The sequence below is a fragment of the Pseudomonas anuradhapurensis genome (assembly GCF_014269225.2).
GTDB lineage: Bacteria > Pseudomonadota > Gammaproteobacteria > Pseudomonadales > Pseudomonadaceae > Aquipseudomonas > Aquipseudomonas anuradhapurensis.
Window position 1 is genome coordinate 185,256 of the sequence record NZ_CP077097.1, and the last position, 13,935, is coordinate 199,190.

Annotated in this window: 16 protein-coding genes; 11 read left to right on the forward strand and 5 right to left on the reverse strand. The window is 64.0% G+C overall.

Going from position 1 to position 13,935, the window contains the following annotated elements; all coding sequences use genetic code 11:
* The first annotated feature begins 29 nt into the window (after positions 1 to 29).
* The 4 genes from HU763_RS00805 (at position 30) to rsd (ending at position 3,795) form a co-directional block, all read left to right on the forward strand.
* A complete protein-coding gene (locus tag HU763_RS00805; RefSeq protein WP_200627152.1) occupies positions 30 to 1,130 on the forward strand; it encodes a uroporphyrinogen-III C-methyltransferase in 1,101 nt (366 codons plus the stop codon).
* A complete protein-coding gene (locus tag HU763_RS00810) occupies positions 1,127 to 2,365 on the forward strand; it encodes a heme biosynthesis protein HemY (protein WP_170027747.1) in 1,239 nt (412 codons plus the stop codon). The genes HU763_RS00805 and HU763_RS00810 overlap by 4 nt, the downstream gene beginning before the upstream one ends.
* Positions 2,366 to 2,586: 221 nt before the next feature.
* On the forward strand, positions 2,587 to 3,093 hold the full coding sequence (locus HU763_RS00815) for a disulfide bond formation protein B (protein ID WP_186687751.1): 507 nt from the start codon (positions 2,587 to 2,589) through the stop codon (positions 3,091 to 3,093).
* Between the two features lie 231 nt (positions 3,094 to 3,324).
* On the forward strand, positions 3,325 to 3,795 hold the full coding sequence (gene rsd / locus HU763_RS00820; RefSeq protein ID WP_170027749.1) for a sigma D regulator: 471 nt from the start codon (positions 3,325 to 3,327) through the stop codon (positions 3,793 to 3,795).
* Between the two features lie 9 nt (positions 3,796 to 3,804).
* Here the strand turns inward: rsd and HU763_RS00825 are convergent, their stop codons facing one another.
* The gene (locus HU763_RS00825) at positions 3,805 to 4,443 is read right to left on the reverse strand and encodes an FKBP-type peptidyl-prolyl cis-trans isomerase (protein ID WP_186687750.1); all 639 of its coding nucleotides are present in this window, start codon (positions 4,441 to 4,443) and stop codon (positions 3,805 to 3,807) included.
* A gap of 381 nt (positions 4,444 to 4,824) precedes the next feature.
* Here HU763_RS00825 and HU763_RS00830 point away from each other — a divergent pair, with 381 nt between their 5' ends.
* Complete coding sequence (locus HU763_RS00830) at positions 4,825 to 5,904, forward strand: AlgP family protein (RefSeq protein WP_217884023.1); 1,080 nt, start codon at positions 4,825 to 4,827, stop codon at positions 5,902 to 5,904.
* On the opposite strand, the gene HU763_RS00835 is transcribed toward HU763_RS00830, so the two are convergent.
* Entirely contained in the window at positions 5,883 to 6,362 is a 480-nt protein-coding gene (locus HU763_RS00835; protein WP_186687749.1) for a TIGR02444 family protein, read from the reverse strand. The two genes, HU763_RS00830 and HU763_RS00835, sit on opposite strands and share 22 nt — an antisense overlap.
* Before the next feature lie 50 nt (positions 6,363 to 6,412).
* Here HU763_RS00835 and HU763_RS00840 point away from each other — a divergent pair, with 50 nt between their 5' ends.
* The 3 genes from HU763_RS00840 (at position 6,413) to HU763_RS00850 (ending at position 9,660) form a co-directional block, all read left to right on the forward strand.
* Positions 6,413 to 8,323 carry an ATP-binding cassette domain-containing protein gene (locus tag HU763_RS00840; protein ID WP_186687747.1) on the forward strand — a complete coding sequence of 637 codons (1,911 nt, stop codon included), beginning with the start codon at positions 6,413 to 6,415 and terminating at the stop codon, positions 8,321 to 8,323.
* Positions 8,323 to 8,910: a mechanosensitive ion channel family protein gene (locus HU763_RS00845; protein WP_170027754.1), complete on the forward strand. Its 588-nt coding sequence runs from the start codon at positions 8,323 to 8,325 to the stop codon at positions 8,908 to 8,910. Before HU763_RS00840 ends, HU763_RS00845 begins: the two co-directional genes overlap by 1 nt.
* A 117-nt stretch (positions 8,911 to 9,027) precedes the next feature.
* Positions 9,028 to 9,660: a LysE family transporter gene (locus HU763_RS00850; RefSeq protein WP_170027755.1), complete on the forward strand. Its 633-nt coding sequence runs from the start codon at positions 9,028 to 9,030 to the stop codon at positions 9,658 to 9,660.
* A gap of 81 nt (positions 9,661 to 9,741) precedes the next feature.
* Here HU763_RS00850 and HU763_RS00855 read toward each other — a convergent pair whose 3' ends face one another.
* Together HU763_RS00855 and HU763_RS00860 are read right to left on the reverse strand one after the other, a co-directional pair.
* Complete coding sequence (locus HU763_RS00855; RefSeq protein WP_186687741.1) at positions 9,742 to 10,494, reverse strand: slipin family protein; 753 nt, start codon at positions 10,492 to 10,494, stop codon at positions 9,742 to 9,744.
* A gap of 2 nt (positions 10,495 to 10,496) precedes the next feature.
* Positions 10,497 to 11,843 (reverse strand): NfeD family protein, encoded by a 1,347-nt coding sequence (locus HU763_RS00860; protein ID WP_186687739.1) that lies wholly within the window; start codon positions 11,841 to 11,843, stop codon positions 10,497 to 10,499.
* A 96-nt stretch (positions 11,844 to 11,939) separates the two neighbouring features.
* Between HU763_RS00860 and HU763_RS00865 the strand changes: the two genes are divergently transcribed.
* From HU763_RS00865 to HU763_RS00875, 3 genes are all read left to right on the forward strand, one after another.
* Positions 11,940 to 12,398 carry an aminoacyl-tRNA deacylase gene (locus HU763_RS00865; protein WP_186687737.1) on the forward strand — a complete coding sequence of 153 codons (459 nt, stop codon included), beginning with the start codon at positions 11,940 to 11,942 and terminating at the stop codon, positions 12,396 to 12,398.
* A 60-nt stretch (positions 12,399 to 12,458) separates the two neighbouring features.
* On the forward strand, positions 12,459 to 12,701 hold the full coding sequence (locus tag HU763_RS00870; protein ID WP_170027759.1) for a DUF2789 domain-containing protein: 243 nt from the start codon (positions 12,459 to 12,461) through the stop codon (positions 12,699 to 12,701).
* A gap of 69 nt (positions 12,702 to 12,770) precedes the next feature.
* On the forward strand, positions 12,771 to 13,409 hold the full coding sequence (locus HU763_RS00875; RefSeq protein ID WP_170027760.1) for an NADH:ubiquinone oxidoreductase subunit N: 639 nt from the start codon (positions 12,771 to 12,773) through the stop codon (positions 13,407 to 13,409).
* A gap of 6 nt (positions 13,410 to 13,415) precedes the next feature.
* Here the strand turns inward: HU763_RS00875 and HU763_RS00880 are convergent, their stop codons facing one another.
* On the reverse strand, positions 13,416 to 13,853 hold the full coding sequence (locus HU763_RS00880; protein WP_056806073.1) for a CBS domain-containing protein: 438 nt from the start codon (positions 13,851 to 13,853) through the stop codon (positions 13,416 to 13,418).
* Positions 13,854 to 13,935 lie beyond the last annotated feature (82 nt).

Genomic DNA, 13,935 nt, shown 5'->3' on the forward strand with positions numbered 1-13,935 from the left:
CGGTGCGCCCCCATGCAAAGGATGGATACGTGAGCGAGACTGTCTTGTCCAAAAACGATCAGCCGTCGGCACAGGCGCCGACGGAACCCGTCACCCCCCCACCTGCCAAGCGCTCCGGCAGTGGCCTGGCAGCCCTGGCCCTGCTGCTGGGGGCGGCCGGGGTCGCGGTAGGTGGCTGGGGTGTCTGGCAGGTGCGTCAACTGCAAGGCAGCGAATTCAACCAGGGCCAGCACATCGAGGCGCTGAACCAACGCGCCGAAGCCCTGCAGCAGCGTGAACAGCAGATCAGCGCGCAACTGGCCAGCCTGCCGCCTGCCAGCGAGCTGGAAGACCGCCGCCGCCTGGTGGCGCAACTGCAAGGCGACCAGCAACGCCTCAGCCAGCGCCTGGAAACCGTGCTGGGTGAAAGCCGCAAGGAATGGCGCCTGGCCGAAGCCGAGCACTTGCTGCGCCTGGCCACCCTGCGCCTGTCGGCGCTGCAGGACATCACCAGTGCCAAGGCGCTGGTCGAGGGTGCCGACGAGATCCTGCGTGAACAGAGCGACCCGGGCGTCTTCGCCGCTCGCGAGCAGCTGGCGCGTAGCCTGGCCACGCTCAACAGCACGCAGCAACCGGACCGTACCGGCCTGTTTCTGAAACTGGCCGCGCAGCGCGAGCTGGTGCAGCAACTCAGCGCTCAGTCGCCAGAGTTCGCCAGCAATGCCGATGCGCTCGGTGCCCTGACCTCCGACGGCGATGGCGCCAGCCGCCTGTCGCAGTGGTGGGCCGAGATCTCCAAGTATTTCCAGATCGACTTCAACGCCGATGACAACGTGCGCCCACTGCTGGCCGGGCAGCAGCTGAACCAGCTGCGCCTGGCCCTGAGCCTGACCATCGAGCAGGCCCAGTGGGCGGCGCTCAATGGCGATGCCAAGGTCTACACCCAGGCCCTGGACGATGCCCGTAGCGTGCTGCTGGCCAATTTCAATGCCGACAACCCGCAGAGCAAGGCCATGCTCGACAGCCTCAATGCCTTGGCCGAACAACCCGTCTCGGTGGTCACCCCCGACCTGAGCGAAAGCCTGGCCGCAGTACAGGCGTATATCCAGCGCCGTCACCTGCCGGCCGAGGCGGAAGGGGGCAAGCCATGAAGCGCGTCTACCTGCTGGCCGTGCTGGCGATCGTGATCGCCGCAGCGCTGGGTATCGCGGTCGCCAAGCACAGCGGCTATGTGCTGATTTCCTATGGCAGTTTCCGCTACCAGTCGGGGTTGTGGGCCGCCCTGGCCGGCTTGTTGGCCGTGATCGTGCTGCTGTGGCTGCTGCGCTACCTGGTCGGTTTGGTGCTGACTTCCAGCGGCGTGGTCAACCCATGGTCGCGACGCAACCGCAGCCGACGCATCCGCTTGTCCATCGAACAGGGCCAGCTGGACCTTGCCGAGGGCCGCTGGGCCAGCGCCCAACGCCACCTGCACCGGGCCGCCGAGGCCGAGCGCCAGCCGCTGCTGTTCTACCTCGGTGCGGCGCGCGCCGCCAACGAGCAAGGCCGCACCGAAGACAGCGACAACCTGCTGGAGCGTGCCCTGGAGCGTCAGCCGCAAGCGGAACTGGCCATCGCCCTGACCCATGCGCAGCTGCAGATGGACCGTGGCGAAAGCGACGGCGCCCTGGAAACCCTGCTGGCCATGCAGGACCGCCACCCGCATAACAGCCAGGTGCTGCGCCTGCTGCAGCGCCTGTACCAGGCGCGCGGCGACTGGTCGGCCCTGATCCGCCTGCTGCCCGAGCTGCGCAAAGGCAAGGTGCTGCCGGCTGCCGAGCTGGCCGCCCTGGAGCAGCGCGCCTGGGGGCAGAACCTGAGCCTGGCCTCGACCCGGGGCGAGGATGCGCAAAGTGCGCGTCAGGCATTGGAGCGTGCCTGGCAGCAACTGACCGCGGCGCAGCGCCAGGAACCACAGCTGGTGCTGGCCTACGCCGAACAGTTGCGCCAGGTCGGCGCCCAGAGCGAAGCCGAGCAAGTGCTGCGCGCCGCCCTCAAGCGTGACTACGAAAGCCACCTGGCCCGCCTGTACGGCCTGGTGCGCGGCGAAGACCCGGCGCGCCAGCTGCAAACCGCCGAAGGCTGGCTCAAGGCACACCCGGACGACGCCAGCCTGCTGCTGACCCTGGGCCGCCTGAGCTTGCAGAACCGCCTGTGGGGCAAGGCGCGCGACTACCTGGAAAGCAGCCTGCGCATGGAACGCAACCCCGAGGCCTGCGCCGAGTTGGCCCGGTTGCTCGCCAGCCTTGGCGAGACCGAGCGCAGCAACCAGTTGTTCCAGGAGGGCCTCGGCCTGCTGGACGAGCGCCTGCTGGCCCTGCCATTGCCAGAAGGCGTGCGCGCCTGACCTTACCCATGGCCCGCGCCAAGGTGCGGGCCATGGGGCCGGGTAACTTATCCGCTGATGCAAGCTGGATCTGCAGTCCCTGTCTTCAGACGTTTCCTACTCGTCTGCTAGAAATTTCCCTCGCGATTCAGCGACTTGTCGCTGCTGTCGCGCCTTGAAACAAAGCGTGTCTTTCCTCTACCGTTTCAAGCCACTTCATCATCTCGGGACCTTGACCGCCCATGCTGCCGGCCCGTTTACGCACCTTTTTCCTACCCGCCTGCTTGGCCGCACTGGCGGTGCTGGCGGCATCCTTTCAGCTGGAAAAGGTTCTGGGGTTGGTGCCGTGTCCATTGTGTTTCAGCCAGCGCGTGCTGCTTGGCCTATACGCGCTGCTGTGCCTCGCGGCGGTGCTGCAGGCACCGCGTTCGCAGGGTGTCCGCCGTTATGCGCGGGCGACGCTGGGTTGTGCGCTGGCGGGGGCGTTGCTGGCGGCACGGCACGTCTGGTTGCAGGGCGCGGACGATGCCCTGCCTCTCTGCCCGCTGCCGATCGCATGGGTATTGGAACAATCCTGGAGCGAAGCGGCGCGGCAATTGTTGCTCGGCGGCCCTGACTGCAACGCGCTGACCTGGAGTTTTCTCGACCTGACGCTGCCCGAGTGGAGCCTGCTGGCCTTCCTGCTGTTGGCGGTACCACCCGCGAGCTGCCTGCTGGCGTATCGTTTCCGCACCCTGGCCGGAAGTTGACCTGGCGCAAGGCTTGGCCAGTAGCGCGACCAATGGCGGTGTAACAGGGTATTAAACGCTTGTATGAACTTTGTCCGCTGCGTACCTTGATGGGCAGCACGCGCGGGAATAATCTCGCAACACGCATACCGAAAACACAACTGCTCGATGCCGTCCTGCTGATGTCACCTTTGTGCTGCACGGTCGTAGTGCGAGGTGCAGCGGCATCTACCCAGAAGGGAAGAGATCGCCATGCTCGATAGTTGTCAGAACGCTCAGGAACGCTGGGGTGGGGTTCACAAGCTGATCGATCGCTGGCTGGAGGAGCGCCAGGAACTGGTGCAGGCTTTCCGCGCATTGCGCGACGCCAAGCCGGCCTTTGCCGACAAGGAAAAAAACCGCGATTTCTGCGCGGTTCTGGTCGACTACGTTTCAGCGTGGCATTTCGAAGTCTGCGAGCAACTGGTCAGTGAGGCCAAGGCTTTCGACGACGAAAAGGCGCTGAAGCTGGCCGAAGAAATCAATCCCCGGATCAACGACATCACCCAGATCGCGCTGGCGTTCAATGACCATTGCGAAAAGGGTGAATGCAAGGACACCGAACGCTTCGCCGAGAAGCTGTCCAAGCTGGGAGCCCTGCTGCACGAACGCTTCGAGCTGGAAGACTGCCTGATCGAGGTACTGCACAACGCGCACAAGGAAGAGGGCGCGGTCGAGGCCTGACGGCCGAGATCAGTCAGCAACCGACAGCAGTTCGATCTCGAACACCAGCGGGGTGTAGGGTGCGATCAGGTCACCCGCACCGTCGGCGCCATAAGCTTGCGCCGACGGAATCACCAGGCGCCATTTGGCGCCGGTGCGCATCTGCGGCAACGCCACCTGCCACCCTTCGATTACCGAATCCAGGCTGAACCACTGGGGTGTCTGGTTCTGATCGAATATCGAGCCATCGGGCAGCCTGCCCACATAGCGCACCTGCACCTTGCCGCCGGCTTTGGGCTGCGCGCCAGAGCCTGCCTGCAGCTCGCTGTAGAGCAGGCCCCCTGGTAGTTCGTGTACACCATAACGACCGCGCTCGTTGGCCATGAAGCGTGTCTCGGCAGCCTGCTGTTTCTGCGCGGCGGCATCGTCTTCCTGCGCTTCATGTTGCTGCAGCACGGCCTGCATGCGTGCCTTGTCGAGCTTCAGCGGTTGCCCTTGGTAAGACGCACGCAGGCCTTCGACCAATGTGTCCAGTTGCAGGCCCGGCATCTCCTGGCGCAGCCGCTCGCCCAGGCTGGCGCCAAGGCTGTAGGCCAGGTCGTGTTCGTCGCTGTTGGCCAGGGCGAGAGGGGCCAGCAGGCATAAACCTAAAACTAGATATCGAGGCATGATCAGTTCCTGCGCCAATGAGCGGGGAATTATGCCAGTGTTCAGTTTTGTATTGTGCGTGCTTGCAGGCCCTTGTAGGAGCGGCCTTGTGTCGCGATGGGGTGCGAAGCAGCCCCAGGATTTGTGCATCGGGTTGATAATGCCGGGGCTGCTTCGCACCCCATCGCGACACAAGGCCGCTCCTACAAGGGCACCGCGCAGTTCAGATAGTTGCCGAATATCTGCAATCATTTATTCAGCAACTACACTTGCTCGGAGCTGCAAGATAACAACTTTGCCCAGGCATGCAACGCGGCGTAAACAATACTGTCAACATGCCCTAGCGGCGGTAGCAGCAGAAGCATAGTATGAGCCGCAATCTCATCAGCCAGGAGGTAAACCATGTCGGCCAAGAAGAAGCCAGTAAGTACGCCGTTACACCTGCTCCAGCAACTTTCGGGCAGCCTGCTCGAACACTTGGAGGATGCCTGCTCGCAAGCGCTGGCTGATGCGGAAAAACTGCTGGCCAAGTTGGAAAAGCAGCGTGTCAAGGCGCAGGAAAAACTGCACGGTGGACGTCAGAAACTGCAAGACGCAGCCAAGGCAGGTAAAGCCAAGGCGCAGGCCAAGGCACATAAAGCCATTGGTGAACTGGAAGAATTGCTCGATTCTCTCAAGGAACGTCAAAGCCAGACCCGTTCTTATATTCAACAACTCAAGCGCGATGCACAGGACAGCCTCAAGCTGGCTCAAGGTGTAGGCAAGGTTCGAGAAGCAGCAGCCAAAGCCCTTGACCAACGCGCAGCTGCCAAGCCAGCAACCAAAGCCACTGCAACTGCCAAACCGGCGGCCAAGCCAGCAGCCAAAACCACTGCAGCTGCCAAATCGGCGGCCAAGCCAGCAGCCAAAGCTACCGCAGCTGCCAAACCGGCAGCCAAGCCAGCAGCCAAAGCTACCGCAGCTGCCAAACCGGCAGCCAAGCCAGCAGCCAAAGCTACCGCAGCTGCCAAACCGGCAGCCAAGCCAGCAGCCAAAGCTACCGCAGCTGCCAAACCGACAGCCAAGCCAGCGGCCAAAGCCACCGCAGCGGCCAAAGCTACCGCAGCTGCCAAACCGGCGGCCAAGCCAGCAGCCAAGACTACTGCTGCCGCCAAACCGGCAGCCAAGCCTGCGGCCAAGACCACTGCAACTGCCAAACCGGCGGCCAAACCTGCAGCCAAGGCTACCGCTGCTGCCAAACCAGCGCCAGCCAAAACCACTGCTGCCAAGCCGGCCGCGAAACCCGCCGCAGCCAAAGCACCAACCCGTGCAGCGACCAAGCCTGCTGCCGCCAAGCCTGCTGCCAGCAAGCCAGCCGAAACCAAACCGGCAACACCTGCCGCCAGCAGTACGGCTGCTGGGACCAACTCGGCCACGCCTGCTGCTTCGGTAGCCCCTTCGGCACCTGCCAGTACCTCGGTTCAGGCGCCTTCGGCGTCCTGAAGCGCGGTCGCCGCGACGCGCAACTGGTCCAGCGCGTCGTGGTGGCGGGCCGGGTCCGGCGCCAGCCGGGCCAGCCAGTCGCCCGCGGGCACGTCAGCGTCCGTGGGCCACTGTTGTGCACACGCTTGCAAGCGTTCCAGCAAGGCTTTCTCGGCCTGCAGTTCCAACTGCTTGACCTGATCACGCAACGCTGCCAGCCGCGCATCGCCCTGCGCTGCCGCGCGCCACTGTTGGCGCAGGCTGCGTAACGGCGCAACCACTTCACGCTGCCAGGGCTCGGCAACCCCGTGCAATAACTGCACGCGCTCATCCAGCACGGCCACGCCACGTGCTTGCAGCCAGGTTGCGCACAGCAACAGGCAGACATCGCCACCCTGCGCCTGCAAGGCGAGGCAGGCCGCTTCCACGCCGGGCCTGGCGTACAAGGCCAGGGCGTGATTCCACAGGTCGGTGTGCATGGTTCCACTCGCGCTATGGGCCGAGGAAGCTGGTAGACTCCGCGACCATCATGATCAGACTATCCAACCTCACTTTACAGCGTGGTCCGCAGCGCTTGCTAGAAGGCGCCGAGATGACCCTGCACGCCGGTCACAAGGCCGGCCTGATCGGCGCCAACGGTGCCGGAAAATCCAGCCTGTTCGCCTTGCTGCGTGGTGAGCTGTCGCCCGATGCCGGCGATTGCCAACTGCCCGGCGACTGGCGCATCGCTCACATGCGCCAGGAAGTAGACACGCTCGACCGCCTGGCCGTGGATTATGTGCTCGACGGCGACGCGCGCCTGCGCAAGGTTCAGGCCGAGCTGGCTGCGGCAGAGCAGGCCCACGATGGCACCGCCCTGGCACGCCTGCACAGTGAGCTGGAAAGCGCCGACGGTTATACCGCCGATGCCCGCGCCCGCAAGTTGCTGGCCGGTCTGGGCTTCACCAACGAGCAGATGGATCGCCGCGTCGGCGACTTCTCCGGGGGCTGGCGGATGCGCCTGAACCTGGCCCAGGCGCTGATGTGCCCGTCCGACCTGCTGCTGCTCGACGAGCCCACCAACCACCTGGACCTGGACGCGATCCTGTGGCTCGAGGACTGGCTCAAGGGCTACCCAGGCACGCTGTTGCTGATCTCCCACGACCGCGACTTCCTCGACGCCGTGGTCGACCATGTGCTGCACGTCGAGCAACGCAAGCTGAACCTGTACAAGGGCGGCTACACCGCCTTCGAGCGCACCCGTGCCGAGCGCCTGGCGCAGCAGCAGCAGGCCTACGAGAAGCAGCAAGCGCAGCGCGCGCACATGGAAAAGTACATTGCCCGCTTCAAGGCCCAGGCCACCAAGGCCCGCCAGGCCCAGAGCCGAATCAAGGCCCTGGAGCGCATGGAAGAGCTGTCGGCGGCGCACGTCGATTCGCCGTTCGACTTTGTCTTCCGCGAGTCGCAAAAAATTTCCAGCCCGCTGCTGAGCCTGTCCGAAGGCCGCCTGGGCTACGGTGACAAGGCCATTCTCGACAAGGTCAAGCTGCAGCTCACCCCGGGCGCACGGATTGGCCTGCTCGGCCCCAACGGTGCCGGCAAATCGACCTTGATCAAGAACCTGGCCGGCGAGCTTGAGCCGCTGTCGGGTCGCCTGGTACGTGGCGAGAACCTGGCCGTGGGTTACTTCGCCCAGCATCAGCTGGACTCGCTGGACAACAAGGCCAGCCCGCTGCTGCACTTGCAGCGCATTGCGCCTGCCGAGCGTGAGCAGACCCTGCGCGATTTCCTCGGTGGCTTCGACTTCCATGGCGACCGTGTCGACGAGCCGGTAGTGAACTTCTCCGGTGGCGAAAAGGCCCGCCTGGCGCTGGCGCTGATTGCCTGGGAGCGGCCGAACCTGCTGCTGCTTGACGAACCGACCAACCACCTCGACCTGGAAATGCGCCTGGCTCTGACCATGGCCCTGCAGGAGTTCGCCGGTGCTGTAGTGGTGGTGTCCCACGACCGTCACCTGCTCAAGAGCACCACCGACGACTTCCTGTTGGTGGCCGACGGCAAGGTCGATACCTTCGATGGCGACCTGGACGACTACAGCCGCTGGCTGGTCGAGTATCGCCAGCGCAGTGCGCCGGCCAGTAGCACCCCGGCCAACCCGGACAAGACCGACAAGAAGGCCCAGCGCCAGGCTGCCGCAGCCTTGCGCCAGCAACTGGCTCCGCACAAGAAGGCCGCCGACAAGCTCGAGACCGAGCTCAACCAGGTGCACGCGCAGCTGGCTGAAATCGAAACCGCGCTAGGTGATGGTGGCCTCTACGACGCGGCGCGCAAGGATGAACTGCGTGAATTGCTGGCGCGGCAGACCAAGCTCAAGCAGCGCGAGGGCGAACTGGAAGAGGCCTGGATGGAAGCACTGGAAACCCTCGAAAGCATGCAGGCCGAACTCGAGGCGCTGTCCTGATGGAGGAACTGCGTTCGCTGCTGCCAGGGCAATGGATGGACACCTTCTGGGTGGGCTTGCAGATTCTGTTGATCCTGATCGTGGCGTTCGTCCTGCAACGCATTATTGCCCGTGGGCTGAGCCGCCTGGGCCAGCGTTATCCTCTGCCGCCGGAGTTGCTGGTGCCGGTGCGCGGAGGCCTGCGTTGGCTGATCATGGGCAGCGCGCTGTTGTTCGTGCTGGAGCGCCTGGGTGTATCGGCAACCGTGCTGTGGACAGCATTGTCCGGTTTCGTCGCGGTAGCGGCGGTGGCCTTCTTCGCCATCTGGAGCGTGCTGTCCAACCTGCTGTGTGCGGTGCTGATCTTCACGGTCGGGCCGTTTCGCATCGGTGACGTGGTCGAACTGGTCGACACCCTCGACAAGCCGGGCGTAAAGGGCCGGGTCATCGCCATCAACCTGCTGTTCACCACCCTGCTGGAAATGCCCGAGGCGGGAGGGGCGCTGGTGCAGGTGCCGAACAGCCAGTTTTTCCAGAAGTCGGTGCGGCGCTGGCGCGGCGCTGAAGTGCAGTCGCTGCAACAAGAGGCGCCGGCCGAGGCTGACTGAACCTGTACTGCCCTCTTCGCGGGTACAGCCAATGCAAACCCTGCAAAATCTGCTGGTTATTTTTTCATCAACGCCTTAGCTTAACGTTTTGCGACAAATGTTCGAGCGAGGTGTGTGATGTCGATGGAAGTATGGCTGGGCTTCTTTGCCGCCTGTTGGGTGATCAGCCTTTCACCCGGCGCCGGGGCAATTGCCTCGATGTCCAGCGGCCTGCAATACGGTTTCTGGCGTGGCTACTGGAACGCCCTGGGCCTGCAGCTGGGCCTGATTGTGCAAATCGCCATCATCGCCGCCGGCGTCGGTGCCATCCTGGCCGCTTCGGCCACGGCTTTCCACATCATCAAATGGTTCGGTGTCGGCTACCTCGTGTACCTGGCCTACAAGCAGTGGCGCGCCCTGCCGATGGACATGAGCGATGAGTCCGGCGTGCGCCCGATCGGCAAGCCACTGAGCCTGGTGTTCCGCGGTTTCCTGGTCAACGTCAGCAACCCCAAGGCGCTGGTGTTCATGCTGGCGGTGCTGCCACAGTTCATCAACCCGCATGCCCCCCTGCTGCCGCAGTACGTGGCCATCACCGTGACCATGGTCGCCGTCGACATGCTGGTGATGGCCGGCTACACCGGCCTGGCTGCACGGGTACTGCGGCTGCTGCGTACGCCCAGGCAGCAGAAACGCCTGAACCGGACCTTTGCCGGGTTGTTCATTGGTGCGGCTACCTTCCTTGCGACCCTGCGCCGCGCGCCCATCTGAGCGACCCAGGGCTCCTGCAGGCGTTAAACGACCCTTGTAGGAGCGGCCTTGCGTCGCGAAAGGGGCGCAAGGCGCCCCCCGCTATTCCTGCTTGCCCACCACCCCCTTGAGCAACTCCACCGGCAGTGGAAAGACGATGGTCGAGCTCTTGTCCCCGGCAATCGCCCCCAGTGTCTGCATATAGCGCAGTTGCATCGCGCCCGGCTCCTTGCTCAGCATCTGCGCCGCCTGCATCAGCTTCTCCGATGCCTGCAACTCACCTTCTGCATGGATTACCTTGGCGCGCCGTTCGCGCTCGGCCTCGGCCTGGCGGGCAATGGCGCGCACCATCGACTCGTTGAGGTCGACGTGCTTGATCTCGACGTTGGCCACCTTGATGCCCCAGGCATCGGTCTGCGCGTCCAGCACCTGGCGGATGTCCGCGTTCAGCTGTTCGCGTTCGGCCAGCAGTTCATCCAGTTCGTGCTTGCCCAGCACCGCGCGCAACGTGGTCTGCGCCAGTTGGCTGGTCGCCACCAGGAAATCCTCGACCTGGATGATCGCCTTCTGCGGGTCAAGCACGCGAAAGTAGACCACGGCATTGACCTTGACCGAGACGTTGTCACGGGTGATCACGTCCTGCGGCGGCACATCCAGCACCACCGTGCGCAGGTCGACCCGCACCATTTGCTGCACCACCGGAATCAACAGGATCAGCCCCGGCCCCTTCACCTGCCAGAAGCGCCCCAACTGGAACACCACTGCGCGCTCGTATTCGCGCAGGATGCGGAACGCCGACAGCAACAGCATCAGCAGCACGACCAGCACCGCGCCGAAACCCAGTTGCATGAACATGGTCACTCTCCTTGCGCCGCAGGAGCGGCGGCGCTCACTTGCAGCATGACGCCATGGCGGGCTGTCACCCGCACGCTCTGGCCTGGTTGCAGCGGCGTTGCACACTGCACCTGCCATTGTTCGCCCTGGGCCAGGACCACGCCGCAGAACGGGTTGCCGGCCATTACCGCGGTGACCGTGACCAGGCTGCCGAGCAGCCCGGCATCGCCGCTGACCAACGCCCGTCGGCGGGCCTTGAGGGCCATGCCCATCACCCCACCGATCAGCAACGCCGAGAGCAGCGCCAGGGTGCCGATCAGGGTCAGTGGAATGCCGAAGCCGGGGGCGTCGGTGTCGATCAGGATCAATGCACCGACCACGAAAGCGACGATGCCGCCAAAGCCGACCACGCCGAAACTGGGCAGGAACGCCTCACCGATCATGAAGGCGATGCCGAGCAGGATCAGCGCCACTCCGGCAAAGCTCACCGGCAACAGTTGCAGCGCATACAAGGCCAGCAGCAGGCAGATGCCGCCAACCACGCCACCGACCGTCGAGCCAGGGTTCATGAACTCGAACAGCAGGCCGTACACGCCGACCATGATCAGGATCAGCGCCACGCTGGGGTTGGTGATTACCGCCAGTACCCGTGTACGCCAGTCCGGCAGGTGCTCGACCAGGCTCGCGCCGGCGGTCTGCAACTGGCGGGTCTGGCCCGCGACGGTGAGGGTTTGGCCATCGAGCTTGCGCAGCAGCCCGGGCAGGTCATCGGCTACCTGGTCGATCACGTTCAGCCGCAAGGCCTCGCTGGCGGACAGGCTCACTGCCTCGCGCACGGCCTTCTCCGCCCAATCGGCGTTGCGCCCGCGCAGCTGCGCCAGGCCACGCATGTAGGCCGCCGCATCATTGACCTGCTTGCGCGCGAGGGTTTCGTCATCGCTGCCTTTGGCCTTGTCCTCCCTGGCAGGGCCGGGTGGGCCGCCGATCTGTACTGGCGTGGCGGCCCCCAGGTTGGTCCCTGGTGCCATGGCAGCGATGTGGCTGGCGTAGAGAATGTAGGTGCCGGCGCTGGCGGCGCGGGCCCCGCTTGGGGCAACGAAGGTGGCGACCGGCACCGGGCTGGCGAGAATCGCCTTGATCATCTGGCGCATGGCGCTGTCCAGCCCGCCCGGCGTATCCATGCGGATCACCACCAGTTGCGCCCCCTGTTGCTGGGCCTGGCCAAGGCTACGCACCAGGTAGTCGGCGCTGGCCGGGCCGATGGCATCATCGATGCCCAGCACCCACACTGCACCGGGCGCGGCCTGGCCGCCCGGCGTGATGCCAAGCAGCAACAGCAGCAACAGCCAGCGCCAGCAGCGGGCGATCACCTGTCGTCACCTCGTGTGTTCTATTGCACAAGTTTAGCCCTGCCAGTCGGTACCCGGCCTAGAATTGGACATGGGGGGCGAAACCGGAGGTGCATCATGCGTATGGCAAAGACCCTGCAGGACCGCCTGAACAAGGCCAACTGCGACTACGACATCATTTCCCATCCCCATTCGGCCACCAGCCTGGAATCGGCCCGCACGGCCGGCGTACCCGCCGAGCGGGTCGCCAAGTCGGTGGTGCTCGATGATCGTCATGGCAACTACATCATGGCCGTGTTGCCGGCCAACCGGCACCTGGACATGAGCAAGGTGCGCATGTCCGGGGCCTGGCAACTGACCCGTGAGAGCGGCCTGCCGAGCCTGTTCGGCGACTGCGAACGCGGTGCCGTACCGGCGCTTGGCGATGCCTACCAGATAAAGATGCTGCTTGATTCGAGTCTTACCCGCCAAGGCGATGTCTACCTGGAGGCGGGTGATCACGATCATCTGATCCACATGAGCATGGAGCAATATCTGAAGCTGGTGCCGCGCGCCGAAGTGTGCGAGCTCAGTTGATGCTCTCAACCCATGCCAGGCCGGCATCGTCGACGACCGGCCCGGCGCCGAGGAGGAACCATGGACAAGCCGATTCATCCGTTGTCGGAGATTTTCAAGCAGCTGGGGCTGTCTGACGATCCGGTCGAAATCGACCGGTTCATCAGCACCCATTCGCCGCTGGATGATGATGTAAAGCTGGTTGATGCGCCTTTCTGGAGTGATTCACAGCGCGATTTCCTGAAAGAGAAATACCTCGCGGATGACGACTGGATTCCGATGATCGACCAACTCAACGAGGCGCTGCACCCAAGCAAGAAATAAAGCGCCGAGTGGTGCCTGACGAGTGATTGGTCGTTGCTATGCTCAGGAAAACAACAAGGGGATAGCGCGATGAAAGATCCCTACGCACCGGGTTTCTGGTGCTCCGTGACGATCCTGGGCACCCTGACGGCCAGTTACTTCTATGGCATCAGGCAGACGCAACAGATGAACCAGGCCGTGCATTTTCTGTATGCCGCTGCCGCGGTCACCGTGGCGGTGGCCCTGGTGGCCCTGGCCTGGATCGCCTGGCAGCAATTGCACCTGAACAAACGCGAAGTGGTGCAGGGGCGAACGTTGCTGACCATCTGGAACACCAAGGTCGCGCTGCGCCGCGTCGAAACGGTGTTCGATCGCTATTTCTGGGGCAGCTACTGGCATTCCGGGCGCACTTTCGAAGAAGTCATGGGCGAGCTGAAGGGTACCCCGCTGGAGCAGAGCCTGGATGCCCTGAAACGTCAGTGCAGGGCGCTCGATCGCGAAATTCATGACCATCATCACCATTGGCTGGCCAATGCCCGCGACTTGTCCAGCGTTGCCCAGGCGATGGCCCGTGAGCGCTACCAGCTGGACCTGGGCGAGCCCACCCGCAGCGGCCACGGCAACACCGCCGTGCTCAATCGTGACCTGGAGGTGCTGGTGTATACCTGGTCGGCGCGCCTGCGCAGCTTCGACCATCAGCTGGACGAGCTGGAGCGCGCCTACCATTGAGGCGGATCATTCGCCGCGGATGTACTGTTCCAGTTGCAGGATCAGGTGGGCCTGTTCGGCAATGGTTTCCTTGACCAGGTCGCCGATCGACAGCAGGCCGAGCAACTCGCCATTGCTGACCACCGGCAGGTGGCGCAGGTGGCGGTTGGTCATCAGGTTCATGCAGTACTCGAGGTTCTGCTTCGGCTCCACGGTCACCACCGGCGCGCTCATGATCTCGCGCACCGGCGTGGCGGCGGAGGAGCGGCCCTTGAGCACCAGTTTGCGCGCATAGTCCCGTTCGCTGACGATGCCCACCACCTGGTTGCCCTCGACCACGGGCAGCGCACCGACGTTTTTCTCCGCCAGCAGTTTCAGGGCGTCGAGTACCGAGTCATCTGGGCCGATGGTGTAAACGGTGTGGTGCTGGGACTTGGTCTTGAGGATTTGTTCGACGGTCTTCATACGAGCCTCTGCGGGTGGAAAAGCCATGTCTCGGAGTAAATAAAGCATCCGGCACGGCGCTCTGCACGGCAATGCAGGAAAC